20 protein-coding genes and 1 riboswitch are annotated in these 26,669 nt (G+C 72.5%); of the genes, 7 read left to right on the top strand and 13 right to left on the bottom strand.

Annotated features, from left to right (window positions below):
- The first annotated feature begins 50 nt into the window (after positions 1-50).
- From ACQPZP_RS09260 to ACQPZP_RS09245, 4 genes are all read left to right on the top strand, one after another.
- Positions 51-2,384, top strand: a complete 2,334-nt coding sequence (locus tag ACQPZP_RS09260; RefSeq protein ID WP_433477213.1) for a protein kinase domain-containing protein — start codon at positions 51-53, stop codon at positions 2,382-2,384.
- The gene (locus ACQPZP_RS09255) at positions 2,381-3,520 is read left to right on the top strand and encodes a response regulator receiver protein (protein ID WP_433477212.1); all 1,140 of its coding nucleotides are present in this window, start codon (positions 2,381-2,383) and stop codon (positions 3,518-3,520) included. Before ACQPZP_RS09260 ends, ACQPZP_RS09255 begins: the two co-directional genes overlap by 4 nt.
- A 96-nt stretch (positions 3,521-3,616) precedes the next feature.
- Complete coding sequence (locus ACQPZP_RS09250) at positions 3,617-5,518, top strand: AAA family ATPase (protein ID WP_433477211.1); 1,902 nt, start codon at positions 3,617-3,619, stop codon at positions 5,516-5,518.
- Complete coding sequence (locus tag ACQPZP_RS09245; RefSeq protein WP_433477210.1) at positions 5,515-6,261, top strand: 4Fe-4S single cluster domain-containing protein; 747 nt, start codon at positions 5,515-5,517, stop codon at positions 6,259-6,261. Before ACQPZP_RS09250 ends, ACQPZP_RS09245 begins: the two co-directional genes overlap by 4 nt.
- Here ACQPZP_RS09245 and ACQPZP_RS09240 read toward each other — a convergent pair.
- Positions 6,165-7,067, bottom strand: coding sequence for a hypothetical protein (locus ACQPZP_RS09240; protein ID WP_433477209.1), 903 nt, complete (start codon positions 7,065-7,067; stop codon positions 6,165-6,167). The two genes, ACQPZP_RS09245 and ACQPZP_RS09240, sit on opposite strands and share 97 nt — an antisense overlap.
- Before the next feature lie 45 nt (positions 7,068-7,112).
- Here ACQPZP_RS09240 and ACQPZP_RS09235 point away from each other — a divergent pair, with 45 nt between their 5' ends.
- Positions 7,113-7,505, top strand: a complete 393-nt coding sequence (locus tag ACQPZP_RS09235; RefSeq protein ID WP_433467288.1) for an FHA domain-containing protein — start codon at positions 7,113-7,115, stop codon at positions 7,503-7,505.
- Between the two features lie 195 nt (positions 7,506-7,700).
- Here the strand turns inward: ACQPZP_RS09235 and typA are convergent, their stop codons facing one another.
- Positions 7,701-9,554, bottom strand: a complete 1,854-nt coding sequence (typA, locus tag ACQPZP_RS09230) for a translational GTPase TypA (protein ID WP_433477208.1) — start codon at positions 9,552-9,554, stop codon at positions 7,701-7,703.
- Positions 9,555-9,745: 191 nt separating this feature from the next.
- Positions 9,746-9,880: riboswitch (cyclic di-AMP (ydaO/yuaA leader) on the top strand.
- A gap of 7 nt (positions 9,881-9,887) precedes the next feature.
- On the opposite strand from typA, the gene ACQPZP_RS09225 reads away from it, so the two are divergent.
- Positions 9,888-10,901, top strand: a complete 1,014-nt coding sequence (locus ACQPZP_RS09225) for an NlpC/P60 family protein (RefSeq protein WP_433477207.1) — start codon at positions 9,888-9,890, stop codon at positions 10,899-10,901.
- Between the two features lie 57 nt (positions 10,902-10,958).
- On the opposite strand, the gene ACQPZP_RS09220 is transcribed toward ACQPZP_RS09225, so the two are convergent.
- The 3 genes from ACQPZP_RS09220 to ACQPZP_RS09210 are packed head-to-tail and all read right to left on the bottom strand — an operon-like array spanning position 10,959 to position 13,464.
- On the bottom strand, positions 10,959-11,351 hold the full coding sequence (locus tag ACQPZP_RS09220) for a (deoxy)nucleoside triphosphate pyrophosphohydrolase (RefSeq protein ID WP_433479575.1): 393 nt from the start codon (positions 11,349-11,351) through the stop codon (positions 10,959-10,961).
- A 5-nt stretch (positions 11,352-11,356) separates the two neighbouring features.
- Positions 11,357-12,145: a Mut7-C RNAse domain-containing protein gene (locus tag ACQPZP_RS09215; RefSeq protein ID WP_433477206.1), complete on the bottom strand. Its 789-nt coding sequence runs from the start codon at positions 12,143-12,145 to the stop codon at positions 11,357-11,359.
- Between the two features lie 38 nt (positions 12,146-12,183).
- On the bottom strand, positions 12,184-13,464 hold the full coding sequence (locus tag ACQPZP_RS09210) for an amidohydrolase family protein (protein ID WP_433477205.1): 1,281 nt from the start codon (positions 13,462-13,464) through the stop codon (positions 12,184-12,186).
- Between the two features lie 61 nt (positions 13,465-13,525).
- On the opposite strand from ACQPZP_RS09210, the gene ACQPZP_RS09205 reads away from it, so the two are divergent.
- Positions 13,526-14,050, top strand: a complete 525-nt coding sequence (locus tag ACQPZP_RS09205) for a MarR family winged helix-turn-helix transcriptional regulator (RefSeq protein ID WP_433477204.1) — start codon at positions 13,526-13,528, stop codon at positions 14,048-14,050.
- Positions 14,051-14,068: 18 nt separating this feature from the next.
- Here ACQPZP_RS09205 and ACQPZP_RS09200 read toward each other — a convergent pair whose 3' ends face one another.
- The 8 genes from ACQPZP_RS09200 to ychF all read right to left on the bottom strand — a co-directional run bounded on the left by ACQPZP_RS09200 (position 14,069) and on the right by ychF (position 26,534).
- Complete coding sequence (locus ACQPZP_RS09200) at positions 14,069-15,127, bottom strand: NlpC/P60 family protein (protein ID WP_433477203.1); 1,059 nt, start codon at positions 15,125-15,127, stop codon at positions 14,069-14,071.
- Complete coding sequence (locus ACQPZP_RS09195) at positions 15,124-15,759, bottom strand: hypothetical protein (protein WP_433477202.1); 636 nt, start codon at positions 15,757-15,759, stop codon at positions 15,124-15,126. Before ACQPZP_RS09195 ends, ACQPZP_RS09200 begins: the two co-directional genes overlap by 4 nt.
- Positions 15,759-18,179, bottom strand: a complete 2,421-nt coding sequence (locus ACQPZP_RS09190; protein ID WP_433477201.1) for a type IV secretion system protein — start codon at positions 18,177-18,179, stop codon at positions 15,759-15,761. The genes ACQPZP_RS09195 and ACQPZP_RS09190 overlap by 1 nt, the downstream gene beginning before the upstream one ends.
- Positions 18,176-20,659 carry an ATP-binding protein gene (locus ACQPZP_RS09185; RefSeq protein ID WP_433477200.1) on the bottom strand — a complete coding sequence of 828 codons (2,484 nt, stop codon included), beginning with the start codon at positions 20,657-20,659 and terminating at the stop codon, positions 18,176-18,178. Before ACQPZP_RS09185 ends, ACQPZP_RS09190 begins: the two co-directional genes overlap by 4 nt.
- A 166-nt stretch (positions 20,660-20,825) precedes the next feature.
- Positions 20,826-23,759 (bottom strand): TcpE family conjugal transfer membrane protein, encoded by a 2,934-nt coding sequence (locus ACQPZP_RS09180; protein WP_433477199.1) that lies wholly within the window; start codon positions 23,757-23,759, stop codon positions 20,826-20,828.
- A gap of 56 nt (positions 23,760-23,815) precedes the next feature.
- Positions 23,816-23,938, bottom strand: coding sequence for a hypothetical protein (locus ACQPZP_RS09175; protein ID WP_433477198.1), 123 nt, complete (start codon positions 23,936-23,938; stop codon positions 23,816-23,818).
- Between the two features lie 11 nt (positions 23,939-23,949).
- The gene (locus tag ACQPZP_RS09170) at positions 23,950-24,975 is read right to left on the bottom strand and encodes a conjugal transfer protein (protein WP_433477197.1); all 1,026 of its coding nucleotides are present in this window, start codon (positions 24,973-24,975) and stop codon (positions 23,950-23,952) included.
- A 467-nt stretch (positions 24,976-25,442) separates the two neighbouring features.
- The gene (gene ychF, locus ACQPZP_RS09165; RefSeq protein WP_433477196.1) at positions 25,443-26,534 is read right to left on the bottom strand and encodes a redox-regulated ATPase YchF; all 1,092 of its coding nucleotides are present in this window, start codon (positions 26,532-26,534) and stop codon (positions 25,443-25,445) included.
- Between the last annotated feature and the right edge of the window lie 135 nt (positions 26,535-26,669).

Genomic DNA, 26,669 nt, shown 5'->3' with positions numbered 1-26,669 from the left:
CTGTAGCGGCCCCTTCGGGCCATCGAGGACAAGGGCTGGACGGGACGGCTGTGGGCGAGTTCGATGGCACTCCGCCGCGGGACACCCGGCGGGATGCCGGGACGACGCGGCGGGACGCGCGGGTGCCCGGGCAGCGCCCGGCCGCGGAGACCCGGCGGGAGGGGCACGCTCCCGGGGGTCCGCTCATGCGGCTGCCGGCCGTGCTCGGCGAGCGGTACACGGTCGTCGCCGAGCTGCCCGTGACGGGTGCCGAGTCCGACCTGCTGCTGGTCCGGGACGACCACGGCGCCGAGTACGTGGCGAAGATCTTCCGTCGCGGATACCGCGCCGACCGGGAGGTGTGGGCGAAGCTGCCCACGCTGGACTCGCCGAACGTGCTGCGCGTCCTGGAGACGGGCCACGCGGACGGGCGCGACTACGAGGTCGCCGCCTACGTGCCGGACGGCAACCTGCGGACGCTGATGGAGGAGGGACCGCTTCCCGGAGAGACGGCCGGCGAGGTCGCCGCGCAGCTCGCCGCCGGCCTCACGGCGCTGCACCGGGCGGGCATCGTCCACCGGGATCTCAAGCCCGAGAACGTCCTGGTGCTGGGAAGGGAGCCGCTGCGGCTCGCGATCGCCGACTTCGGGCTGAGCAAGGTCCTCGACCAGAGCGTGGTGTTCGCCTCGTCGTCGCGGACGCTGGCCTACGCGGCGCCGGAGTCGCTGTCCGGCCAGGTGTCGCCCGCGCGCGACTGGTGGTCGCTCGGCATGATCGTCCGGGAGCTGGCGACGGGCCGGGCGCCGTTCCAGGGGCTGAGCGAGACGGTCGTGGTCGACCATCTCGCGACGCGGCCGGTCAGGGCGGACGACGTTCCCGACCCGAGGCTGCGGCTGCTCTGCCAGGGGCTGCTGACCCGGGACCCGCGCAGAAGGTGGACGGGCGAGCAGGTCCAGGCATGGCTGGACGGGGGCTCACCGCAGGTCGCCGAAGAGACCGTCCCCGCGGGTGGCGGGCTGCCGTTCAGGGGGCGGCGCTACACCGACAGGGGCGAGCTGGCGCGCGCCCTCGTCGAGAACTGGGACCACGCCGCTCAGTACTTCTTCGGGCGTGGCGAGACGGGCGAAGCGTGGCGGAGCCTGCGGGAGTGGCTCGCGGACGTCCCGGACGACGGCCGCATCGCGCTCGTAGACGACCACCTCATGACCGCCCTGCCGCCCGATGTGAAGCTCGTCCACCTGGTGCGGTGGCTGGACCCGGCGATGCCCCCGCATTTCCTCGGCCGGCGGGTCACCGCCGCCGACCTGCCCGGCCTCGCGGCCCTGGCCGATGACCGGCGCCATCCCGACCACCGCACCGCCTGCCTCATCGGGCGGGGGCTGTGGGAGCACGGCCTGCTGCGGGTGTTCGCGGGGTTCGAGGGCGGCGAGGACCTCGGCCGGGTCGACGACCAGTGGCGCGCCCACGCGTCGGCGTGGAACGACCTGGCGCGCTGGCTGCGCGGGCAGGGCGCCACGCCGCCGGGTCTCGCCCGGCGCCTGCCCGACGCCGGGGCGGAGGACCCGCCCGTCGTTCTTCTCACGCTGCTCGCCCTGGCGGCGCGTCCGGCGGAGAGCCACCGCCTGATCGCCGAGGGCGCGGCGCGGGCGCGCGCGTCGGCCCCCGAGCCCGTCCCTTGGTTCGCGTGGATGGCGGACGGGGCCGGAGACGACCCGCTGCGGCTGCTCGCCGTGACGCGCGCCGCTCCCGAGGCCGTCGCGGCGAGCGAGTCGCGAGCGCGTGAACGGCACGCCGCCGAGCAGCGGGACGAGGCGCTCCGCACGCACCGGGCCGACCGCGAACGGCAGCGGCTCGCCGGGCGCAACGCGGCCACGGGGAAGGCCGTCGCGCTGACGTTGCCGTTCCTGCTCTTCTGGCTGCTGGGCAGCTGGGTGATCGGCTCCCTGTTCGGCGGCGGCGAGGACGACGGGACGGCGTCGGTCGGCCTGCACAGTTCCTCCTCGGGCATCTCCTTCGGCGTCCTGGCGGCCCTCTCTGTCTTCGCCTGGGCGGTTCAGTGCGGCGGCGAGGTGCTCCTGGCGCGCGCACAGGGCAAGGACTACCTCCCCCACGGGCCGTGGGGGATCCTTTCGGAGATCCTCGGCGCGGGCGGCCGCGGGCTGTCCTCGGCGTCCCAGACGATGTCGGGCGCCGCGCAGCGGACCGGGCGGCGCGGCTGCGGGTGCGTGCTCATCGCCGCGACGGTGCCGCTGCTCCTCTTCCTTCTGCTGCTCGCGGCGGTCACCTCCATCGCGAGCCTGCTGTGGGCTCTCGTCCTCGTCGCCGCCCCCGCCGCGCACGCCCTCGCGGCGGGTGTGCGGCTGCACCGCTGGCGGCAGGAACGGACGAACGGAGGACCCCTTTGAGCAGCGGGATCGACGCGGACATCGCGCTGGACGCCGCGGTGGTGCTCAGCCTCGGCATGACCCGCCTCCTCGGCGGCGGCGCGGGCCTCGCCGGGCGGGGCGCGGAGGCGCTGGCCGCGCTCGCCGCCGGACGCGCCGAGGCGCGGGCCGCGGCGCTCGCCGAGGCCGAGACGCACGAGCGGGCGCTGCGCGAGGTCGTGGAGCGCAACGCGCGCATCGCCGCGCTCACCGAGACCCGCGCGAAGATCGGCGCGGACGTGCCGCTGCCGGGCCGGCTCGACCCGGGCGAACGGTCCCCCGAGGAGCTGACCGCCTGGTGCGCCGCCACCGACCCCGTCCTGGACGAGGCCGAGCGGCACCTGTCCGAGCATCTCGCCGCCCAGGTCGGCACGCAGATCTTCGAGGTCCCGGCCGAGGGGCTGACGGCGGACGTACAAACCGGTTCCCGGAGCGGAGCGCCGCCGCCACCGCGGACCGGCGACGTCCGGGACCATCTCGAACGGATCATGACGCGGCTGCTGCCCGATGCGGAGGACGCCGAGCGCCGGGCGGTCGTGGAGGCGGCGGGGCTGCTGGCCGGGGTGGCGACGCCGGAAGAGGCGGAGGGCGTCCTGCAGGAGGTGCGGCTGCGGATCCAGGACGCCAACCGCCGCACCCGGGAGCGGCGGGACGAGCAGCGTCGGCGGGCGGCCGAGCGGGACGCCGCCGAGCAGGCCGAGGCCGAGCGCCGCTACGTCCTCGACTCGATCACGGCCGCGTTCGAGGACATGGGGTACGAGGTCCAGGCCGGGTTCGAGACGCTGACCGCCGGCGACGGCACCGTGACGCTGACCAAGGGCGCCTGGCCCGACCACAGCGTGCGCATGCGCGTGGACGGCGCCGCCCACGTGCGGGCTTCGATGGTGCGCGGGCGCCCCGCCGAAAGCGAGGACGACCGGCGGGTGGACGTCGAGCGGGAGCGCGAGTGGTGCACCGCGTTCGAGGCCGCCCGGGAGCGGCTGGCGGAGGCCGGGATCCGCTCCGACGTGGCCTGGCGGCTGGAGCCCGGGGTGCGTGAGCTGCCCGTTCCGGCGGAGTCACGGCAGACTGGGAGCCGTGCGGGGCAACGCGAACGCTCCCGCGAGCGTCACAAGTGAGGTGCGGGGGCGCACCGGCGAAGCGGAGTGGAGTTGACGGGATGAGCGGAGCGGACCGGGGGCCACGGGGGCGCCGCCTCCCACGGAGGAGCACGGATGAGCATTGAATCGCCGACCCTCGGGGGGCGGTTGCAGGGCTGGCCGCCGTTCATCCGGGAGCTGGACGCGACACTGTCGGTGCACTCCCAGTACGTGCTGTCCGGGAACCTCCACGACAGCTTCCTCGCGCCGCCGCAGGAGGGCGGGGGCCCGGCGCGGCTGCTGCCGCTGCGCGGGCTGCTGTGGGAGACGCTGCGGTCCAGCGGCGCCTCCTTCATGATCGTTTATGACCCGGTGGACGGTCTGGAGGTGTACCCGGAGGGAGCCGGGGACGCGGCGCAGGCGGCCGAGACGCTGCTCGGCAAGATCAAGCCGGACGAGAAGCCGTCGCTGGAGGCGCTGACCCGGCAGCTGGCCGCGATCGCCCGGCCGAAGGAGAACGTCCGCGCCGCGTTCGTGATCGACTCGGCGTCCCGCATCGCCCGGACCCCGACGGACCTGGAGCCGGCCGAGCGCGACTTCTTCCGCTTCTGCACGAAGCTGTCACGCAGCGCCCGGCCTGTGCGGGTGACGGGGGCGCGGCCGAAGCCGCTCTACAACCCGATCATCTGGCTGGTGGAGCGGCCCGGCGATCTGCCGCCGTGGCTGACGGCCGACAACGAGAACATCCGCGAGATCACCATCCCGCGCCCGCACCTCGGCGACCGGCAGGAGACCGCGCGGCTGCTGGCCCGCGCCTTCGGCGTCAGCGACGTCGGATCGGACGAGGTGGCGGCCGCCGCCTGCGACGCGTTCGCCGAGCAGGCCGACGGGCTCACCCTGCAGTCGATGATCGAGGTGACCCGGCTGGCGAAGGAGCGCAACGTCGACCTCGCCGACCTGCCGGACGCCGTCCGCACCTACAAGCTCGGCGTGCTCGACAACCCGTGGAGCCGCGGCCATCTGCGGCGCCGGGTGCTGGACGGGGAGAAACGCGTCCCGGAGCGGGTGATCGGCCAGCCGCAGGCCGTCACCAAGACCCTCGACATCCTCAAGCGGGCGGTGCTCGGGCTGTCGGGCGCGCAGGCGACCAGGTCCGGGAGCCGGCCGCGCGGGGTGCTGTTCTTCGCCGGCCCGACCGGCACCGGCAAGACGGAGCTGGCCAAGGCGATCACCGAGCTGGTCTTCGGGGACGAGTCGGCCTACCTGCGCTTCGACATGAGCGAGTTCTCCGGTGAGGGCTCCGGCGACCGGCTGATCGGGTCGCCGCCCGGCTACGTGGGGCACGAGGCCGGCGGCGAGCTGACCAACGCCGTCCGCGAGGACCCGTTCCGGGTGATGCTCTTCGACGAGATCGAGAAGGCGCACCCGCGGATCCTGGACAAGTTCCTGCAGATCCTGGAGGACGGCCGGCTCACCGACGGGCGCGGCAACACCGTGCACTTCTCCGAGTCGATCCTGATCTTCACCTCGAACCTCGGCCTGTTCGTGCCGGGACGGGACCTCACGACCCGGGACGCCGCCCACGGCGCCCCGGACCGTGTGCAGAACATCACACCGGGGATGTCCTACGACGAGGTCGAGCAGCGGATCAAGGGCGCCGTCGCCGATCACTTCACCGAGGTCCTGAACCGGCCGGAGCTGCTCAACCGGTTCGGCGACAACATCGTGGTGTTCGACTTCATCTCCGGCGAGGCGGCGCACAAGATCTTCGACCTGCAGTTCGCGAACATCTGCCGGCGGGTCACCGAGGAGCACCGGCTCGTCCTCGTCGTGAAGGGGGACGCGCTCGAGACGCTCCGCGGATGGTGCACGGAGGAGCTCGACAAGGGCGGGCGCGGCATCGGGATGGCACTGGAGTCGCACTTCGTCAACCCGCTGGCGCGCGCGCTGTTCGACCGGGAACTCGTCCCGGACGAGAAGATCACTGTGACCGGGATACGGCGCGAGGGCAGCATCGTCCATCTGGACCTCCAGTGAGCCCGGGACGTACGGCGGACGAGGGCCCCGGCGAGACGCTGCTGCTCGCCAAGGCGCACTATCCGGTGACCACCCTCGGCCCGGGCACCCGGGCGGGCATCTGGACGCAGGGCTGCACCCTGCACTGCCGCGGCTGCCTGTCCCGTGACACCTGGGAGGCCGACCCGGGGAAGGCGGTCCCCGTCGGGGCGGTCCTAGGATGGCTCGCGTCACTGCCGGAACCGGTCGACGGGGTGACCATCTCGGGCGGGGAGCCGTTCCAGCAGCCCGCGGCGCTGGCTACCCTGCTACGTGGGATCCGCGCGTGGCGGGACGCCCTCGGCCGTGAGACGATTAAGTTGGACATATTGATTTACAGCGGATATGTCTACTCTCGGCTCTCGCGCACCGGTGAGACGCGCGAGATCCTGGACATGTGTGACGCCGTGATCACGGGGCCGTACGTCGACCGGCTCAACCCTGGGGGGCGACACCCCGGGGACGGCTCTCTACTCTGGAGAGGGTCGGCCAACCAGCGCGTCGTGCCGCTGTCCCCGCTGGGACGCGAACGGTACGAAGCGGTGGCCGGCGTCGGGAAGACTGGAGAAGGAACAGGGCCCCGAGTACAGGTGTCCGTGGACGAAGGGCCGGAGGGAAGGCGGGTGTACTACATCGGGATCCCGCGAAGAGGTGACATGGAGCACCTCACGTCGAGGCTCGACCGCGCCGGGGTGCGCTCGGGGGATGTGTCATGGCGACCTTGAAATGCCCTGTCTGTGACGAACCGTTCCAGCCGGGCGACCTGCTCTGCATGAGCTGCGGGGCCAACCTCGCGCGCGCCGGTGGCGGCGCGCCGCAGCAGGGCCAGGGCGGATACGACCCGCAGCGGGTACCTCCGCCGCCGGGGCCGCAGCAGGGGGGCCAGCAGTACGGCGCGCCTCCCCAGCACGGCCAGCCCCAGCATGGGCAACCGCAACACGGGCAGCAGCAGTACGGGCAGCAGCAGCAACAGCCGCCCGCGGACCCGTGGGGGGCACCGCAGCAGCAGCAGCAGCCCCAGGACCAGTGGGGGCCGCCGCAGCCACAGCAGCAGCCCCAGGACCAGTGGGGCGCGCCGCAACAGCAGCAGCCGGCTCCCGATCCGTACCAGCAGCAGCCCCAGGACCAGTACGGGCAGGGGCAGCACGGGCAGCAGCAGTACGGGCAGCAGCCCCAGCAGGGCCAGCAGGGCCAGCAGGGCCAGCAGCAGTACGGGCAGCCGCAGCAGCAACCGCCCCAGGACCAGTGGGGGGCGCCGCAGCCGCAGCAGCCCCAGGACCAGTGGGGCGCGCCGCAACAGCAGCAGCCGGCTCCCGATCCGTACCAGCAGCAGCCCCAGGACCAGTACGGCCAGCCGCAGCAGCAGTACCAGCCCCCGGACCAGTACGGCGCCCCGCAGCCCGGCGGGGGCGACCACCAGTTCGGCCAGCCGCAGCAGCAGCAGCCCCAGTACGGCCAGCCCCCGCAGCCGCAGCACGGGGGCCAGCCTCCGCTGCCGCCGCACGGGCGTGAGGCGACGCTGCTGCCGCACGAGCAGAACCAGCCGCGCCCGGCCGCGCCCGACAGCACGGCGTTCATGTGCCCGTACTGCGAGGCGGTGCTGGCCAACCCGGGCGCCGCGCAGTGCGACTCGTGCCTGCGCCCGCTGCCGCAGAAGGGCACGCCCGTCCTGCGCGTGCAGTTCCCGACGGGTGAGCTCAAGGTCTCCGTCGGGCAGCACCTGGTGCTCGGCCGCGACGCGGGCCAGTCGCCGGTGGCTGCCACGTTCACGCAGTACGACAACGTGTCGCGGCGTCACTCGACGGTGTGGCTCGACCCGTCCGGGACGGCGTGGGTGCGCGACGAGGGTTCGACCAACGGGACGTTCGTCAACGGCGAGCGGCTCCCCCGCGGTGTGGAGGCCCCGCTCCGCGACGGCGACCAGCTCCGCCTGGCCGCCGACGTGACCGGGACCATCCAGCTGGCCTGACGGCAGGCCACGGCGAACGGCGGCCCCGGGGATCCGATCCCCGGGGCCGCCGTCTTTTCATGGTCCGGACATGCGAACGGGGGCCGCCCGGTACCGGACGGCCCCCGTCCCCTTCGGCGCTCGGTCGGCCGGAAAGCTCGGTCCGCCGCGGTCAGCCGTAACGTCGGTCCGCCGTAACGCCTGGTCTTCTCCGGGTCAGCCGGCCCGCTTGGTGCGGGCGCGCGTGCGCTCGCGCTCCTTGGCGTCCAGGACGACCTTGCGGATGCGGACGGCGGTCGGGGTGACCTCGACGCACTCGTCCTCGCGGCAGAACTCCAGCGCCTCCTCAAGCGACAGGTTCCGGGGCGGGGTGAGCCGCTCCAGCTCGTCACCGGTGGAGGAGCGCATGTTCGTGAGCTTCTTCTCCTTGGTGATGTTGACGTCCATGTCGTCGGAACGGGAGTTCTCCCCGACGATCATGCCCTCGTACACCTCGGTGGTCGGGCCGACGAAGAACGTCCCGCGCTCCTGCAGGTTCGTGATCGCGTACGCGGTGGCGGCGCCGGAGCGGTCGGCGACCAGCGACCCGGACGGGCGGGTGCGCAGCTCGCCGAACCAGGGCTCGTAGTCCTCGAAGACGTGGTGCGCCATGCCGGTGCCGCGCGTCTCGGTCATGAACTCGGTGCGGAACCCGATCAGGCCGCGGGCCGGGACGAGGAACTCCATCCGGATCCAGCCGGTGCCGTGGTTCGTCATGTGCTCCATGCGGCCCTTGCGGACCGCCATCAGCTGCGTGACGGCGCCGAGGTGCTCCTCGGGGATGTCGACGGTGAGCCGCTCGACCGGCTCGTGCCGCTTGCCGTCGATGTCCTTGGCGACGACCTGCGGCTTGCCGACGGTCAGCTCGTAGCCCTCGCGGCGCATGTTCTCGACCAGGATCGCCAGGGCCAGCTCGCCGCGGCCCTGCACCTCCCAGGCGTCGGGACGCTCGGTCGGGAGCACCCGGATCGACACGTTGCCGACCAGCTCGCGGTCGAGCCGGTCCTTGACCATGCGGGCGGTGACCTTGGTGCCCTTCTCGCGGCCGGCCATCGGCCCGGTGTTGGTGCCGATCGTCATCGAGATCGCCGGCTCGTCCACCGTGATCAGCGGCAGCGGGCGCGGGTCCTCGGCGTCGGCGATGGTGTCACCGATCATGATGTCGGGGATGCCGGCGATCGCGATGATGTCGCCCGGCCCGGCCTCGTCGGCCGGCTTGCGGGCGAGCGCCTCGGTCATCAGCAGCTCGGTGATCCTCACCCGCTCGACGCTGCCGTCGTGCCGGCACCAGGCGACCTGCTGGCCCTTCTTGATCGTGCCGGCGTGCACCCGGCACAGCGCGATGCGGCCGAGGTAGCTGGAGGCGTCGAGGTTCGTCACGTGCGCCTGGAGGGGCGCGTCCGGGTCGTAGGACGGCGCCGGGATCGTCTCGGTGATGACCTTGAACAGCGGCTCCAGGTCATCACTGTCCGGCATGGCCCCGTCGGCGGGCTTGCCGAGCGAGGCCCGCCCGGCACGGCCGGACGCGTACACGATCGGGAAGTCGATCTGGTCCTCGTCGGCGTCGAGGTCCATGAACAGCTCGTACGTCTCGTCCACGACCTCGTCGATGCGGGCGTCGGGACGGTCGGTCTTGTTCACGACCAGGATCACCGGCAGCCGCGCGCCGAGCGCCTTGCGGAGCACGAACCGGGTCTGCGGGAGCGGGCCCTCGCTCGCGTCCACCAGCAGGACGACGCCGTCCACCATGGACAGCCCGCGCTCGACCTCGCCGCCGAAGTCGGCGTGGCCGGGGGTGTCGATGATGTTGATCGTCAGCCCGTTGTGCTTGACGGCGGTGTTCTTCGCGAGAATGGTGATCCCCTTCTCGCGTTCAAGATCGTTGGAGTCGAGCACCCGGTCGTCGACGTCCTGGTTCTCGCGGAAGGCCCCGGACTGCCAGAGCATGGCGTCGACCAGCGTCGTCTTGCCGTGGTCGACGTGGGCGACGATCGCGACGTTCCGGAGGTCGTCGCGCGTGGAGATGGGCATGCGGGTTCGCCTTGCGTGAGAGTTCGGGAGTCGCCGCAGACGCGCGGCACCGATCCATTCTACTCGGCGGTGCGTACCACCCTTTACGCGTCGTTCGCACCAGCTCTCACAGGAGCCCCGATTGGCCAACTTTGCTCATCCTTTGTAATCTGCCCGTGATCCGGTCGTCCGGAGCCCCTCCCCCCGGGGCTGCGGCCGGAACGCCGAATCTCCCGATCGCGGGAGAACCGGGGACCCAAACCCCTGGGGTGAATCGACGCACGTCGTAGGGCGACTCCTGGCCCGAACCCGTCAGCTAACCCGGTAGGCGTACGAGGAGAGGAGAACACCGGCTTGGCTCCGGATCTTCGCCGGCGGCGCCGCCTTGCGCCCGCCGCCATCGTCACCATGCTCCTGGCCGGCCTCGGCGCCGCCCCGCCCGTCACCGCACACGCCGCGCAGCCGTTCCGGCTCGCCGCCGCGTCGTCGCCCAGCCCGACCCCGACGACGGAGAAGGGCCTGCGCAAGACCCTGGACGCGCTGAACGAGGAAGCCGAGATCCTCACCGAGAAGTTCAACAAGGCGCGCGTCGACTTCGGCAAGGCCAAGAAGGCGCAGCAGGCCGCCACCGCGGAGGCGCAGCGCCTGCGCACCCTGGCCGAGCCGGCCCGCGAGCAGCTCGGCCGGATGGCCGCGGCGAACTACATGGCCGGCGGTCCGGACGTGCTCTTCGGTTCCGGCGGATCGGCGGACGGGCTGTCCGACCGCGCCTACCTCGCGCAGAACCAGGCGGCCGCCGTCCTCGCGCTGAAGAAGCAGATCGCGCAGGCCGACGCCGCGCAGCGCACCGCGGAGGCCAAGACCGCCCAGCTCAAGAAGGCGTGGGACGACGCCAAGCAGGCCCGCGGGGCCGCCAAGGCCAAGGTCGCCGAGGTGATGAAGCGGCTCGACAAGCTGACCACCACCCACGTCAGCGACCCGCGCACCGGCCTCACCGCGACCGTGAAGGGCTCCGGGCTGCCCGCGAAGATGGCCCGCAAGGCGCTCACCAAGCTCGGCAGCCCGTACGTGTGGGCCGCCGCCGGGCCGAGCAGCTTCGACTGCTCCGGTCTCGTCGTCTGGGCCTACGCGCAGGTCGGCAAGTCCGGCCTGCCGCACTACACCGGCGACCTCTTCGCGCTGGGCACGAAGGTCTCGCGCGGCGAGCTGCGCTCCGGCGACCTGGTGTACTTCGGCAGCAACCTGCACCACATGGGCATCTACCTCGGTGACGGCAAGTTCCTGCACGCCCCGCAGACCGGCGATGTGGTGAAGATCTCCAATCTTTCCGACCGCTCCGACTTCGCCGGCGCCAACCGCATCACCTGACGCCACCGCCCCGAGACGTACAGGGGCCTCCCGCGGCGCGGCGGGAGGCCCTTGTATTCATCCTCCTAAGAGGCCCTCGCGGACGAGGGCGCCGATGACGGGACGGTCGCCCGGAAGCCAGTCGACGTCGTAGGCCTCGTGCGGGGCCAGCCAGCGCAGGGCCAGGTGTTCCAGGGCCTGCGGCTCGCCTTCGACGATCTCGGCGGTCCAGACGCGCAGGAGGGCGCGGTCGCTCAGCCGCCAGTCGCCGCCGACGCGGCGGCCCAGGCGCACCTTGACGGCGAGTTCCTCGTGGCACTCGCGGACCAGGGCGTCCTCGTCCGACTCGCCCGGATCGACCTTTCCACCGGGCAGCTCCCAGCCGCCCGCCATGTGCGGCGGCTCGGCCCGCTGCGCGCCCAGCAGCCGCCCGGCCGAGATGATCGCCGCGCCCACGACCACGAGATCGATCGCGATCAGCTCCCCTCCGTCACGGCGGCCCTTGTCCGATCGTTACCCCGAATGGCGTCGACCAGCCGCGTCGACTCCCGGACGATCTCCTCCAGGTGGTCGCCGTGCGCGCCGCGCCAGTACACCTGCCCGCAGTCGGCGCAGCGGCCGTAGACGTCGTAGCTGCGGCGGGTGCCCGCTTCGAGGTGCCGTTCGATCTCCTCTTTGTCGACCGGCACCAGTTCGCCGTTGCAGGCGGTGCAGCGCGTCCACGGGCTCAGGACGGGGGCGAAACGGTCGAGCAGGTCGCGGAGCTGGTCGTCCGGCCGGGAGCCGCGGACGTACGCGCCGAACCACAGCGCGCGGCGGCGGAGCAGCCCGCGGTCCTGAGTGAGCAGGACGCGGCGTTCCTCGTTGGCCTGGACGACCAGCGCCGGGTCGTCCATGTCGTTGTGGTAGGCGGTGTCCAGGCCGAGCAGGCGCATCCGCCGGGCGAGCGTGCCCAGGTGAACGTCCAGGAGGAAGCGGGGCGCGACCTGCCCCGGCTCCAGCGGCACGGGCTGCGGGCGCGGGACGGCCGCCACGTCCGCCTCCGCGCCGGCGTCCGGCCGGGTGGCGGGCCCGGCCGGCTCACCGTCGACGGTCATCGGCCCCGCCTCGGGCAGCGGCACGCCGAGCGACTCCACGAGGTGCCCCAGCGTCGAGGTCCCGTCGTGGGGCATCCGGGTCACGGCCTCCCGCCGCGCGGCGGGCAGGAACATCAGCAGCTCGTCGGCGACACGGATCGTAATCTCGGGCTCCACGACGCTCAGCATGCCACGCGCCGCCCACGAATCCCGCCGCATTATCCGCCTCAGGCGGCGGCGAGGCGCGCGGCGGAGTCCGCCAGGGAGGTCAGCAGGGACGGGACGTCCTGGTCCTGCAGCACTCCCCCGCGCTTGACCACCCGGCCGCCGACGAGGACGGTGTCGACGTTGCGCGTGTCCGCCGACAGGACCACGGCCGCGATCGGGTCGTGGGCCGCCGCCACGCCGAACGTGTCGGTGCGCAGGACGAGGAGGTCGGCCTGCTTGCCCGGCGCCAGCGACCCGGTGACGTCCGCGAGCCCCGCGACCTCGGCGCCCTCGATCGTGGCCGTCCTCAGCGCGTCGGCCACGGTGAACCCGACGCCGGCGGCATCGGGGCGCCCGCGCTCAAGGAAGTAGGCGGCCCGCATCATGCTGAACATGTCGCCGGGGCAGCTGGCGACCGTGTCGGCGCCGAGGCCGGTCGGGGCGCCCGCGGCACGGGCCCGTCCGGTGGGCGGCGCACCGATGTTCAGGGCGGCCTCGACGCCGGGCGCGACGGACACCGTGCCACCGGCGCCGGCGATCCGCTTGAGCGCCTCGTCGGTGTAGAAGTTGGCGTGCACGTACGTCGTCGGGTGGTCCATCAGCCCGTTGCCGCCGAGGAACGCCAGCCCGCGCGCGGCGCTCTCGGCGCCGTGGCCGCCCATGTGCGCGGTGACCGGGAGCCCGAGGTCGCGGGCCAGCCGCCATTCGGCCAGCGCGCGCTCCTCGCCCGCGATCTCGGGGCCGAGCGCGGCCAGCGCCATGGTGATCGTCCCGTCGGCGTACTCGCGGTGGACGCGGGACGTCTCGGCGGCGAGCGCGTCGAGGTCGCCGTCGCCGCCGTAGCAGTAGCCGAACACGGCCCTGATGCCGGAGGCGCGCAGCGCGGCGACGTTCGCCTCGGTGTGGCCGGGGCTGAGCTGGATGTGCGACCAGTCGACCAGGGTCGTGATGCCCGAGTCGAGGCACTCCAGCGCGCCGGCGAGCGTCCCGGCGTACACGTCCTCGGGACGGTACCGGGGCGCCAGTTCGCCGAGTACGCGCTGCAGGTAGGCGGGGAGGTCGGTGTCGGGGAGGATCGCGCGGATCCCCGCCTGCCAGGTGTGCCGGTGGGTGTCGACGAACCCGGGCATGACGATGCGCCCGGTCACGTCGATGACCTCGGCGCCCGCCGGAGCGGCCAGATCGGGGCCAACTGCGGAGATGCGTCCGTCCTCGACGAGCACGTCGGCGTTTCCCAAGACTTTCGGCTCGGGTGCGGTGTCGATGACGAGCCCGTTCGTGAGCAGTAGAGTCGTTGCCATGCCAAAAAGCTTAAGAGTTAGCTTTTTGAAAAGCAACTGAGCGAGCGAGTATTCTCGATGCGTGCAGGTCGACGAGGGTGCAGGCAGGGACGACATCGACGTCGTGGCCGAGGCGTGGCGACGCGACGGCTTGTCCGAGCCGCTCATCGCGATGCTGGAGGTCGGCAAGCGCGCGGGGCGCATCGCCATGCTGGTGCAGCAGGCCCTCCGCGGCCCGCTCGCCGAACTCGGCCTCACCTACGCCGAGTTCGAGGTGCTGACCGTCCTGCGCCGGGAGGGCGAGCCGTACCGGCTGCGCCCCAGCGAGCTCACCCGGTCGGCGTTCCTCACCTCGGGCGGCACGAGCAACGTCCTGCAGCGGCTGCAAAAGGCCGGCCACGTCGAACGCGAGGCCAACACCGGCGACGCACGCAGCCGCTTCGTGCAACTGACCGAAGACGGACTGCGCGTCACCGAACAGGCCCTCGCCGCGTCCGCCGCGGCCCACGAAGAGGTCATGGCCCGGGTGCCGCCCGAGGAGATCCGCGATGCCGCCGACGCCCTCCGCCAGATCCTCCTCGTCATCGGCAAGCGCCGCTTCCGCTGAGCACCCCGCTTCGCAGCCCTACTGCCGCGCGGCCAGGGCGTCGACCTTCTTCTTGAAGTCCGGGCGCGCGAGCGGACGCGTCACGCCCACCCAGTCGGACCGCTTGTAGGACTTCACACCGATCGCGGGAACGCAGGTCGAGCAGCTCGCCACGATCATCTTGCCCTTCCCGATGACCATGCCGACATGGCCGGGATTGTTCGACGACGTCCCTGGGCCCGAGTTGAAGAACACCAGGTCGCCGGGCAGTTCCTTGCCTTTGCTGATCTTCACGCCGAACGGCCACTGCTCGAACGTCGTACGGGGGATGTTCAGGCCGACCTGCCGGTAGGCCGCCTGGATGATGCTGGAGCAGTCCCACGCGTCCGGCCCGGTCGCGCCGAACACGTACGGCTTGCCGCGCTGCGCCAGCGCGAAGGCGATGATCTGCTTGACGAGGGCGCTCATGTTGGCGGGGAGTTCGTTGTCCTCGCAGTTGACGCCGTTCGCCTGAACGACCTTGAAGTCACCGCCGACATAGCGTTTCGCCCAGCTCAGGACGAGGTCGACGTAGTCCCACGAGTGGTTGTACTGGAAGATCGCGGTCTTCATCCGCTGCGGGGCGCCGTTGTGCTTGAGGTAGGCGGCGGCCGAGGGGATCGCGTCCGCCGGGTCGTAGCGGTCCTTCTTGCCGTCCTTGTTCCCGTCGACCGCGAACTCCTTGAACGTCCCGGCCAGGAACTGCATCGGCCCGCCCGCGCCCGCGTAGTTCTCCCCGCTGCTGACACCCGGCATGGTCGACCTGCCGTGGTCGGTCTCCACCTTGCCGACGCCTGCCAGCACGTTCCACGGGATGCCGTACTGCTTGCCGGCAGCCTGGTACAGCGAGAGATAGTTCGATGGGACGGCCTTCGCGTCGTTCGCCGCGGCGGGCTGCGCGCCCGCACCGGCCACGTTCACGCAGTTGCCGCCTCCGCCGATCCCGCCGCCGAAGATGAACTGGCTCACGCCGAACAGGATCGGGACGAAGACCAGCGCGGCGAACATCACCGCGGCGACGCCGAGGGCGGCCGCGATCAGCAGCCTCTTGGGGGTCATCCCGTGTCACCGGCCTGGCCGGCGTCCGCGGGCTGGAAGGAGTACACCTTCAGCGCACCGCCGTCCCGCGCCACCGTCACGGCGTACTGCTTGCTGTCGTCGCTCGTCTTGCCGCTCCTGGTGACCTGCTGGTGCCCGGTCACCAGGAAGATGATCGAGTTGTCCTCGATGTCGCGGACCCGGTCGAGCGACGCCGACCCCTGCGCGACGAGCTGCACCCGCTGCCGCTCCTCCGTCATCGCGGGGGTCGCCGCGTCCTGCCCGAGCCGCTGCTTCAGGTCGTCGGTGGTCAGTCCGGTGAACCGCCCCATGTAGGTCTCGGGGGTCTCGTCGTAGCGGTACGTGCCGTAGGCGGCGACGAACCGCTGCGCCAGGTCCGCCGCCGTGGCGAACTCCTGCCGGGAGAACGTCAGCAGCCGGTAGATGTCGAAGTCGCCCGGGTTCACCGCCTTCTGGATCCCGGACGGCGTGGACGACGGGCCCGGCGCGCCCGTGGCCGTGGCGGTCGGGCGGGCCTCCGGCTCGCCGGACGAGCCGCCGGGCGACGCGACCGTCAGGTAGACGCCGACGGCGGCGAGCACGACGACCAGCCCCGCGAAGAGAAGCTTGCGCCGGCGGTCGGTCAGGTTCATCAATCGTCCCGCCGGTCGACCGGGCGCAGCCAGAACGGGATCGGCGGGCCGTCGCCCGAGCCGCGCTTGCCCCACAGCGGCGGGGGCTGGCGCCGTCCGCCCGGCTCAGGACGCGACGGGCTCCCGCCCGAGCCACCGCCCGAGTTGCCGCCCGAACCACCGCCGGAGTTGCCTCGCTGCCGGGGAACGTTCGACCCTCCGCCGCCGGAGCCACCGGAACCGCCCGAACCACCGGAGCCACCGGAACCACCGCGCCCACCGGCCCCGCCGGGGCCACCGCGACTACCGGGCTCGCCCCGCCTACCGGGCTCACCTCGCCTGCCGGGCTCGCCCCGCCTGCCCGGCGCGCCCTGCACACCGGGCGCGCCCCGGACGCCGCTCTTACCGGAGCCGCCGTTTCCGCCCGAGTCACCGCCATCGGTTACGCCGCGTCCCGTCCAGGAGGTCGGCCGGGCACTGCTCCTACCGGAGCCGCCGGAGGGCTCCTCCTCGCCCTTCGCCATGATGATGCGGCCCAGCCGGGGCTCCGCCGCCTTGGCACCGTCCTTGCGGCGGTCGCCGAGCGCGCCCGCCCTGGTCGGCAGGTTGAGCGGAGGAGCGCCACGCCGGGATCGTCCCTGCGCCGCCGCGGCACCCGCACCGCGCGGCTTGGCCGCGAGCACCGGCGCGTCCCCGGGCGACTGCTCCTCGCCCGCCCCGGCCGCCGACCGGTCGGACGCGGTCACCGCACCGGCCATGGCGCCGCCCGCCCCACCGCCGGCTGCGGCGGCCACCACCGGTGTCGGGTCGTCCTTGAGCTTGCGGAACATCTGGTAGGCGGCCACCGGCGGAATCGCCTCGGTGCGCTTGCGGGCCGCCGCGACCGACTTGCCGAACTCCGCCTCGCCCTTGCCCCGTGCCCCGACCGCCGAGTAGCCGACGGCGGAGAACAGGTGCTGGAACGGCTTGCGGTAGATGAACGCCGCGAACGTCACCAGCGCGATCAGCAGCACCTGCAGTCCCCAGGGCAGCGTCTCGCCGAGGATCAGGCTGTACGCCCACAGCAGCAGTGAGAGCACGCCGATGAGCGCTGCCTGTTTCAGCAGCATGGACAGCAGCAGTTCGAGCCAGCGGATGGCGATGACCCGCCCGACGCCCGGATGTATCCCGATCCCGAGGAAGATCGGACCCGCGACGAGGAGCAGCAGGAACGCGATCTTCACCACGATCAGCGCGAGCGCGATGACCATGATGAGCAGCCCCGCGACCAGCGCCGCGAACAGCGCGATGATCGACACTCCCAGCCGGTTCTGCCAGTCCTTGCCCTGGAACAGCGCGTAGTTTGCGGAATGGTTGTCGTCGATGTCCTTCGTGACGTCCTTGTAGGCGTCGGACTTCTTCCCCAGATCGACCTTGTTGGTGCCGTACGTCTCCGGCAGGTCGACCGCCTGCGACCAGAGCAGCTTGTCGGCGTTCTGCTTGATGATCTCCGCGTTGGGGTCGTTGGTGCCGAACTCGCCCTGCAGCCACGGCTTGCAGACCAGCGCCACCCACAGCGCGTTCGCGTTGCGGGCCACCGGGTCCAGGTTCTCCGACGTCGCCGGGTCGGGCTTGCCGTTGGGGACGGGAATGCACGTCCCGCCCTTGGTATCGCTCGGCGGCAGCGCGGCCTGGAACGCGGCGTCGGTCGCCTTCGACACCGTCGTCCCGAGCGTGGTGAAGTCCGAGGGGCGCGCGATCAGCCAGGTCAGCGCCACCATCGCGGCGACCATCCAGATCACGCCCTCGGCGACCTTGCTCGCCCGCTTGCGGACGAGGCCCCACCAGGCCAGCCACATCGCGCCGAGGATGATCACCCAGGACCAGTAGCGCGCGTTGAACGTATTGCCGATGTTGGTGATGACCCCGTCGACGGTGTCCTTCAGCCAGCTCAGCAGCGAGTCCGACGCGGCAGCCTGGTAGACGCTGATCGTCGTGCGGTCGATCGTCCGGACGAAGGTGAACACGGTGTTCGCGACCGCGTTCCCCATCATGGCCATCGCGTCCGCGCACCCCATGTCGACCGCGTACCAGGTCTGGCCGGCGGTGCCGTACCGGTCGTAGTACGTCAGCCCCTCGACATGGGTCTTCTGCAGCTTCTCGCTCGGATAGTCGGGCGGCTTGATCATGCCGTCCGTCCCGGACCCGTACCGCTCGGGCGGGGGATGGTCGGCCGGTTTGCACGCGTCGTTCAGCGGATTCGGCGGCAGCGGACCGTCCGCGGACGCCGGGAACAGCGGCCCCGCCATGAGCAGCGCCATGATGGTCAGCAGCAGGATCGAGCGGCGGGTGCGCGGCCGTCGGCGGCGGGCCGAGCGGCCGGACCGGCCCAGGTCCTTGCGGTCGAGTCCTTCGCCCGGTGAGCGCTGCAGGCGCGCCAACGGGTCGCCGGAACCCCTCATCGGGCGGCCTCCTCGGCCTCGGCCCCCGCGGCGGTGAGTTCGGACGTGCCCGGATGGGACCGGGTCGGGTTGGTGTCCAGCCAACGCTGCAGTTCCTCGGAGATCAGGTCGACGCCGATGCGCCCCGCACGGCCGTCGAGGTCACGGAAGATGCATTCGCCGTTGCCGAGGTTGCGCAGCACGGCCTTGTGCTCGTCGGACGCCTCCACCCCGAGGAGCGACATGACGTTGCCGACCTCGACCCGCTCGGTGGAACGGAACGAGAACACCGACGACAGGCAGTTCGTCACCTGCTCGTTCAGCAGGTCCCCCGCGTTCTGGGAGACCAGGATCAGCGCGGTGTTCCGGGAGCGGCCCATGCGGGACACCTCCGGCACCAGCTTGGCGCCCTCGGGCGTCGCGGTGATCGCCCACGCCTCGTCCAGGAAGATGGCCTTCGGGAGCCGCCGGTCGAGGCCGTGCATGAGCCGCCGCGCGAACTGCGACACCAGGTACATCAGCGCCACCGACAGCCGCTGCTCGTAGGAGTAGTCCTCCCGCGCGATGGCGACGTCCGGCAGGGTGAGCCCGCCGAGGGTGAAGACGGTCGTCCACCCGGCGGTGTCGATGCGCTCGCCGCCGGACGGGTCGAAGCACAGCCGTGCGAGCCGCATCTCCGACATGGACCGCAGCACCGCGCCGAGGTTCTTGGACGCGGGGTCCTCCGCGGCCTCCAGATGGTCGACGACGCGTCCGAGGGACGGCCGCTCGGCGTTGGCGACCGCGCCGACCGCCTGGATCATCGCGGACTCGCGCTCCTCCGACATCCGCGGCAGCAGCAGCCGCAGCGTCTCGGTCGCCATCGTCTTCATCGTGGCGAGGTCGTCGCCGAACGAGAACGGGTCGAGCAGGCCGGGCGCCGCCGAGCCGAGCGGCAGGATCCGCGCCTTGCGGCCCCGCGCCTTGAGCAGCTGCACCAGCGACTCGGCGTCGCCCTTCGGGTCGATCGCCGCGATGGTGACGCCGCGCAGCGCCATCTGGTAGATGAGCAGCAGCGCGAGCGTGGTCTTGCCGCCGCCGGGCTCGCCGGTGATCGCGACGGCGGTCGGGCGGTTCCGGGCCGCGGCGACGAGCGGGTCGAAGTGCACGATGGACCGGGCCCGGCCGAGCGTCTCGCCGACGTACGGGCCGATCCAGCCCTCGGCCTCGTCGTCGGGACGGTCCCCGAGGTCGACGGTCGCGACCGGCATGCCGCCCGCGATCGTCCGCAGCGGCTGGCGCTGCGCGTAGGCGTTCAGCCGGATCTGGTCGCCGGGCAGCGACTCCAGGAACAGCGAGAACTGGTCGCCGGTCGAGTTGACGACGTCGATGCCGATGTCGCGGTAGTGCTCGACGACGGCGTCCACCCGCTGTGCGAGCAGTTCCTCGGTCGGCGCGGACACGATCAGCCGGTGCCACCCGTACACGAACGGCAGCCGCTCCTTGGTGATGCCGTGCTCCAGCATCCGGGCCGCGTCGATCTGCTCGGCGAGCGCTATCGGCGCCTCCGCGCCCGCCTCCCGGATGTGCTGGTCCATGTCGCGGGCGTGCGCCAGCTTCCGGGAGACGTCCTTGGACGCCTTCGCCGGCGGGATGAGCTTCATCCGCGCGCTGATCTCCACCGGGAACGGGAGGGCGTCGGCGTAGTGGAACCAGGGCTCGCCGTCCGGGAACGGCATCATGTCCGGGAACCGGGCGAACGACAGGTAGGCGACGTACGACGCGGCCGTGGCGCTCACGCCCGCACCCGTGAAGTTGGGCTGCTCGATCCGCAGGTACGAGCGCCCGTTGTGGATGGCGCCCTCCACCAGCGACTCGATCTCGCCCTTGCCCCACGTCCGGCGCGGGACGGCGGACGGCGGCGGATCGGCCAGCGCCCCGGTCACCGCGTGCTGGAACAGCCACGCCACCTCGGTCGAGGTGGCGTGCCGGGCGTACAGCGCCGACCCGCCGAGCGCGCGCCCGACCCGCTCGGCCTGCTCCGTCCAGCGGGTGATCTCCTTGTTGTCGATCGCGTCGTCGTGCACGCCGAGGACGCCCTCGCTCCGCTTGTACAGGACCCTGAGCTGCGACAGGACACCGCCGGACAGGTGCATCCCGCGCTGGCCGAGCCGGACCCCGAGGTAGACCTCCTTGGTCCAGAAGTCCTTGGCCCACACGTGCGCGTAGGTCTCCTCCAGGTACTCCCGCCACCCCGCGCCGCCGTCGGACGTCTGGTCCAGCGCCAGCGCCCACTCCGCCGCCGGGTAGGTCCGGTGCGCGATCCGCAGATGCACCTCGGCGTCCTGCATCCGGATGCCCGCGAGCGCGATGGTGATGTTGGTGGCGAGCGCCTCGCGCTCCTCGCCGGTGGTGAACTCGTAGGACACCGTGGGCAGCCGGAAGTACGCCCACGCGGCGTTGTCGGTGAACAGCACACGGTCGTCGAAGTACCGCACGGCGAGCCGGCTGGACTTGCTCATGCCGACCTCCCGTCCCGTGTCCCGGCCCCCGATTCTCCCGCCGCGCGGGCGGCCGCGCAGGGCTGGCCGAGAGAGTCTTCGCCGTCCGGACGGTCATGAAGGTCGAACGCGTCCGCCAGGAATGCCCGGCTCGCTTCGGTCTCCGCTCGGTGCCCGCGGGGGGCGCTCATCGGGTGGCCTCCTGCTCCTGCTGAAGCTCCTGGTAACGCTCGGGCATGACGGTGAAGCCGCCGGCGACCACGCCGGCGAGGGCAAGATAGGCACGCCGCGTCGGCGTCCGCAACGACTTCAGCTCGTTGCGCGGCGCGCGGTCCATGCTCAGGTGATCATCCCATGGGATGCGCACCAGCGCCCGGCACCGCCCCCGCGCCACGGCCTCGGCCTGCTCGACGTCGTCCATGCTGCGGCGGCTCACGCCGTTGATGACCGTGACGGCGCGGGACCTCAGCTCCTCATAGCCGTGGCCGTCCAGCCACTCGAACGTCATCGCGACCGCGCGCGGGGCGTCCGCGCTGGCCGGCGCGACGAGGACGATCTGGTCGGCGTACGGCAGGACGCGCGCGACCACGGCGGCCGCCGCGTCCAGCAGCGTCACCGAGTAGAACTTGTCGATCGTGCGGATCGCCAGCGCGTAGTCGCGGTCGTCCAGCGCCTGCAGCGGGTTCTTGCCCGCCGCGATGACGTCGAGCCCGGACTTGGCCTGCGAGGTGTACCGGCGCATCGCGGTCAGGCTGCCGACCTGGTCGGCGCGCGTGATGAGCCCGGTCAGCGTCTCGTTGGTGTCGCTGCGCGTCCGCCTGGCGAGCGCGCCCGGGCCGGGGTTCACGTCGATCGCGACGACCGGTTCCCCGTTGTACTGCGCGAACGTGTGCCCCAGCATCAGCGACGTGACGGTCTGCCCGGCGCCGCCGGTGCAGCCGAGCACGACGACGTGCCGCGTCCCGTGGAACGGCTGCTGGATCCGCTGCTGGTAGTCGGCGTCGACCTCGCCGTGCCCGCCGCCGACCGCGTGGATGAGCCGGCGCAGCCCGCCGCCGCTGACCTCGTGCTCGGGACCCGGCGGGGTGATCGCGGGACCGGAGGGCGGCGGCGCCGGTGGCGGCGGCAGCGGCCGCGGCCGGACGGGCGACGCGGGCTGCGACCGGACCTCGCGCGGCGGGGCCGCCTCCTCCGCGGGAGGCGGCGGCTCGGCCGGCGCCTCCGGCGCGGGCGGGGGCCCCGGCTCGGGGACGGGCGGCCACGTGAGGTTGTCCGAGGCCGCCGGACGCGGCGGGTTGGACAGCCCCTTCGTCCAGGGCCTCGGCGGCTCCAGCCGGGGCGCCTGCTGCTCGGAGGGCTCCGCGGGCGGCTCGCCCTGCGTTCCGAACGCGCCGGGCACCATCGGGATGTCGGGCCGCGTCGCCGGGGGCCGCGGCGCGGGCGTCCACGACCGTGGCAGATCCCGCCGCGGCTCGCCGGCCCGCGGGCCCTCGGCCCCCTGGCCGGCCGGACGCTCCGCGGGCGGAACATCCCGCTCCGCCTCCTGGCTCCCGGAGTGCCGGGCGGCCGCGGGCCGCTCGGCAGGCGGCGCATCCTGCCCTTCCCGCTGCCCCGGCTCCTGACCGGCCGGGATGCCCCCGGGCGTGTCCGAAATCTCTGCGTCTCCAGGCTTCTGTCCGGCCGGACGCACCACGGAGGGGACGTCCACCGGCGTCCCCGCGTCCCCAGGCTTCTGCGCGCCCGGATGCTTCGCGGCCGGGATGTCCTCGGCCGTGTCCGGAGTCCCCGCCTCTCCGGGCTTCTGCCCAGCCTGCCGCACCACGGACGTGTCCCCGGGCGTGCCCGGAGTCCCCGCGTTCCCAAGCTGCGCGGGCGGACGCACCGCGGAGGGGATGTCCCCGGCCGTGTCCGGGGGCCCCGCGTCTCCGGGCTTCTGGGCGGGCGGCACGTCCTGCTGCGGCTCCCGGTCCCCCGGTTCCTGACCCCCAGGCGCCATCGCGGGCCGGACGTCTTGCGGGGGTTCCTGGGATCCTTGATCGCCGAGGGGGGCGGGGGCTCGCTGCCCGGCGACCTTCCGGTCGCCGGGCTCTCCGTTGAACGCCTGCACGGCACGTACGCGCTCGCCGTCGGCGGCGTGCGCCTGCTCCGGCTCGGCCGGCGGCTCCCGGGTCACGCCCTCGCCCGGCTCGGCGGGGCGTACCCAGCGGACGTTCGCCGCGGGCGGCCGGACGTCCTCGCGGGTGTCCGCGGACGGCGGCGCGGGCGCCGGCCGCTCGCCGGGGCGCGGGTCGTGGTCGGGGGCGTTGGCGATCTCCTCGGCGGCCCTGCGGACGCCGGCGCCGGGGGGTTCGGCGGCCTGCCAGAACTCGGCCGGGGCGCCCGGGCGGCGGACGCCGGAGGCCAGCGCCCGCTTGCCGGAGCCGGGAGGCGGCGGGGGCGCCTCCAGCAGCGGGGTCGCCGGGGGGCGGTCGAGTTCGGCGGAGGCGGGCAGGACGTCGTCCTCGTGGGAGATGTCGCGGGTACCGCGGCGCCACGGTCTCGGTGGGGCGGGCTCGGCGGGTGCGCCGGGCAGGGGGGCGAGGGCCGGCTCGCGCTGGGCGGCGTACTCGCCCAGCGACGGCGGCGCCGCGGCGGCCGAGGGCCGCGGGACGAGGGCCGGGGTCGCGACGGGAACCGGCTCGGCCTCGGGCCGGCGGACGCGGCGGCGCGACTTGATCGCGGCGCGTTCCATCGCGGCGGCCGGGGCGGGGGCCCCGGTCCGGCGCCAGACGCGGGCGACGATGACGACCTCGCGGGGCTCCCGGATCGGGGTGAGGCGGCACCAGGTGCGGGGCTCGGCCAGGTAGCGGCTCTGGGAGAGCAGCAGCTCGGTGAGCCGCTTGCCCTCGATGACGGGGCGGGTCGCCAGCCAGGTGAGGACGCCCGGCGGGACGATATAGAGGACGTGCCAGGGCGACTCGAAGGGGATCCCGACCACCCTGAGCAGCAGGATCCACGGCACGAACACGCCGAGGAACACGCCGATCTGGACGAGCGGCAGCGGCATGGGCAGCCGCAGGTCGTACAGCTTGTAGAGCCGCTTCTCGATGCGCCAGATGTTCGTGTACGTGGGTAGATCCACGCCCCTACTCCCCTAACTGAGCGAGCACCGTGCCGCCTGCCGACCTCCTCCGGTGGTCAGGTGACGTCCACGCCGAGGGCCTCGGCGATCGCCTCGGCCGCGGTCTCGATGATGTTCGGCACGTAGAAGACCACTGCCTTTCCCGGGTCGGCGGATTCGCCGGGGGTCGTCGTGTTCACGTCGCGGCCTCTCATGATGCTTTCGGTTCCGTGGTGCCGCGAATGTCCTGGACGAGCCAGGTCGAATTCTTCTTGACCATGGCGAGCTGGTAGGTCTGCTCCAGCTCGCCCCCGCCGCCTCCGGCGGGCTGCCAGACCACGGTCGCGGTGACGGTGCGCTCGCCCGCCGGCCCTCTCGGCGCGACGATCTCCTTGACCTGCACGAAGTTCACGGAGCTGGCGAGGCCCGCGATGGTCGTCCCGTTGGAGAAGCGGGACAGGGCCGCCTGGTTGCCGGTCGCGTACTCCTGGAAGAAGGTGCCGAGGAACGGCTGGAGCTCGGTCTCCAAGGACGTGTCGCGGTCGTCGACTCCGCCCTGGGGAAGCTGCGCCTTGGTCGGCGGGGGAAGCAGGGCGGGACGGGCCGAGACGACCAGTGAGCCGCTCTTGTCCGCGTAGACGGGGACGGCGAGGCGGAGCCATCTGTCGGCCGTCCGGGCGAGCAGCGTGACGGTCGCGTTGTTGGCGTCGCGGGCGTCCACCCCGGCGACCTGGACGGACTGCACCTGCATCTTCCCGACGCCGTTCCAGCCGAATTGGGCGTCGGCGCCGTCGGGCAGGAAGGTGCGCAATTGCGCCTCGCGGACGGGCGCGGTCTTCTGGTCGAAGTTGAGATAGACGTTGGCGAACTGGATGGCGAACGCGCCCGCGGCGCTGCTGGGGAAGCCCGCGCTCTTCGGCGGCTTGGACGGGGTGTCCGACCCGCCGGCGGTGTCGTCCGCGGTGAACCGCTCGAACGGGGCGCGGACGCCGTTGACGAGGATGACGACGATGAGGGCCCAGAGCACGGCGCGCCCGACCCACACCCACCAGCGGCCGCCGGAACCGCCCCAGCGGCCGCCGCCGCGCGCGCCGCCGTCGCCGGACCCTCCGCGGCCCCGGCCCGTCTCCGGCAGGTCCCACGGGTCGGCGGACGACGCGAGCGCCCGGCCGGGCGCCGCCGTCTCGTCGACTACGGCGGTGTCACGGCCGCGTCCCACGGCCGACCTGCGAGCCATCCTGCCTCCGCTCGCGCCTCGCCCCCGGTCGGCGCGGTCCTCTGTGCCTGGTCATGTTCCGGTGGTCCTTTCTGAACCCACCTCGGGCCCAGGGTAACCACGGGCGTCAATTGTTCCAGCGCATCGCAGCGAAGCACACCCCCGGCACGCGGTTGTGGATAATGCAATCCACCTCAGCAGGAACGGGGAAGATTGCCAAACGGTGACGATCCCCTATCCAAGGCTCCGAACAGGGCGCAGGTCGACGTTCCGGACAAGCACGGCGACTCGGAAGTTGATTGGTTACCGGGTGACGACGGCGACCGCAATCTGTTCCCAAAAATATCCGGCAGACTGTCGGATTCGCGACATTTCACGACAAAACACCCAGCTCAGTGGCCACAACAGCCCCGGCCGCATCCACTGTTGCCGAAATCACACGGGCCACACCCGCGCCCGCGGCGCGGCGGCCCTGCCTCAAGGCGCCGTCAGACGTTGAAGCGGAACTCCACGACGTCGCCGTCCTGCATGACGTAGTCCTTGCCCTCCATGCGGACCTTGCCGACGGTGCGGGCCGCCGCCATCGAGCCGGCCTCGGTCAGGTCGCCGAAGGAGACGATCTCGGCCTTGATGAAGCCGCGCTGGAAGTCGGTGTGGATGACGCCGGCCGCCTCCGGCGCGGTGGCGCCCTTGCGGATCGTCCACGCCCGCGACTCCTTGGGCCCCGCGGTCAGGTAGGTCTGCAGGCCGAGGGTGCCGAAGCCGATCCGGACGAGCTGCGACAGGCCCGACTCCTCCTGCCCCATGCCCTGCAGCAGTTCGAGCGCCTCGTCGTCCGGCAGCTCGATCAGCTCCGCCTCGATCTTGGCGTCCAGGAAGATCGCCTCGGCCGGTGCGACCAGCTCGCGCAGGCGCGCGCGCAGCGCCTCGTCGGTCAGCTCGCTCTCGTCCAGGTTGAAGACGTAGAGGAACGGCTTCGCGGTGAGCAGGTGCAGCTCGCGCAGGAGCGTCAGGTCGATCCCGGCCTTCTCCGCGCCCGCGAAGAGCGTGATGCCGTCGTCCAGGAGCTTCTGCGCGGCGTTGACGGCGTCGACGACGGCGAGCTTCTCCTTGTCCTTCTTGGTCCGGGCCTCCTTGTCGAGGCGCGGCAGCGCCTTCTCGATCGTCTGGAGGTCGGCCAGGATCAGCTCGGTGTTGATCGTCTCGATGTCGCGGGACGGGGCCACGTCGCCGTCCACGTGCGTGACGTCCGGGTCCTCGAACGCGCGGATGACCTGGCAGATCGCGTTGGTCTCCCGGATGTTGGCGAGGAACTTGTTGCCGAGGCCCTGCCCCTCGGACGCCCCCTTGACGATGCCCGCGATGTCGACGAACTCCATCGTGGCGGGGATGATCTTCTGCGAGCCGAAGATCTCCGCCAGCGCGGTCAGCCGCGGGTCGGGCACGCCGACCACGCCGACGTTGGGCTCGATGGTCGCGAACGGATAGTTGGCGGCCAGGGCGTCGTTCTTGGTCAGCGCGTTGAACAGCGTGGACTTGCCGACGTTCGGCAACCCGACGATTCCGATGGAGAGGCTCACGGCCGTCAAGTTTATGGGCGTCCGCGCACCCCTCGGGCTGCCCGGAACCTCCGGCAGGCCGCCCCCGGGTGGACTCTGGGCCAAATGTCCGGGGACGCGGGGCGTCACGGCGCGTCGCGGTCGCCGATCGGGGCC

Source organism: Spirillospora sp. CA-142024 (assembly GCF_050942325.1).
In the GTDB taxonomy this organism is placed as follows: domain Bacteria; phylum Actinomycetota; class Actinomycetes; order Streptosporangiales; family Streptosporangiaceae; genus Spirillospora.
Note: the sequence above shows the minus strand (reverse complement) of the source record. Positions and strands in the feature narration are given on the sequence as shown.

Coding starts and splice junctions, on each gene's coding strand:
- ACQPZP_RS09200 (WP_433477203.1), bottom strand. CDS start 15,127: ATGACCCCCAAGAGGCTGCTGATCGCGGCCGCCCTCGGCGTCGCCGCG.
- ACQPZP_RS09210 (WP_433477205.1), bottom strand. CDS start 13,464: ATGGCAACGACTCTACTGCTCACGAACGGGCTCGTCATCGACACCGCA.
- ACQPZP_RS09250 (WP_433477211.1), top strand. CDS start 3,617: ATGAGCATTGAATCGCCGACCCTCGGGGGGCGGTTGCAGGGCTGGCCG.
- typA (WP_433477208.1), bottom strand. CDS start 9,554: ATGCCCATCTCCACGCGCGACGACCTCCGGAACGTCGCGATCGTCGCC.
- ACQPZP_RS09195 (WP_433477202.1), bottom strand. CDS start 15,759: ATGAACCTGACCGACCGCCGGCGCAAGCTTCTCTTCGCGGGGCTGGTC.
- ACQPZP_RS09215 (WP_433477206.1), bottom strand. CDS start 12,145: ATGCTGAGCGTCGTGGAGCCCGAGATTACGATCCGTGTCGCCGACGAG.
- ACQPZP_RS09170 (WP_433477197.1), bottom strand. CDS start 24,975: ATGGCTCGCAGGTCGGCCGTGGGACGCGGCCGTGACACCGCCGTAGTC.
- ACQPZP_RS09235 (WP_433467288.1), top strand. CDS start 7,113: ATGTGCCCGTACTGCGAGGCGGTGCTGGCCAACCCGGGCGCCGCGCAG.
- ACQPZP_RS09185 (WP_433477200.1), bottom strand. CDS start 20,659: ATGAGCAAGTCCAGCCGGCTCGCCGTGCGGTACTTCGACGACCGTGTG.
- ACQPZP_RS09190 (WP_433477201.1), bottom strand. CDS start 18,179: ATGAGGGGTTCCGGCGACCCGTTGGCGCGCCTGCAGCGCTCACCGGGC.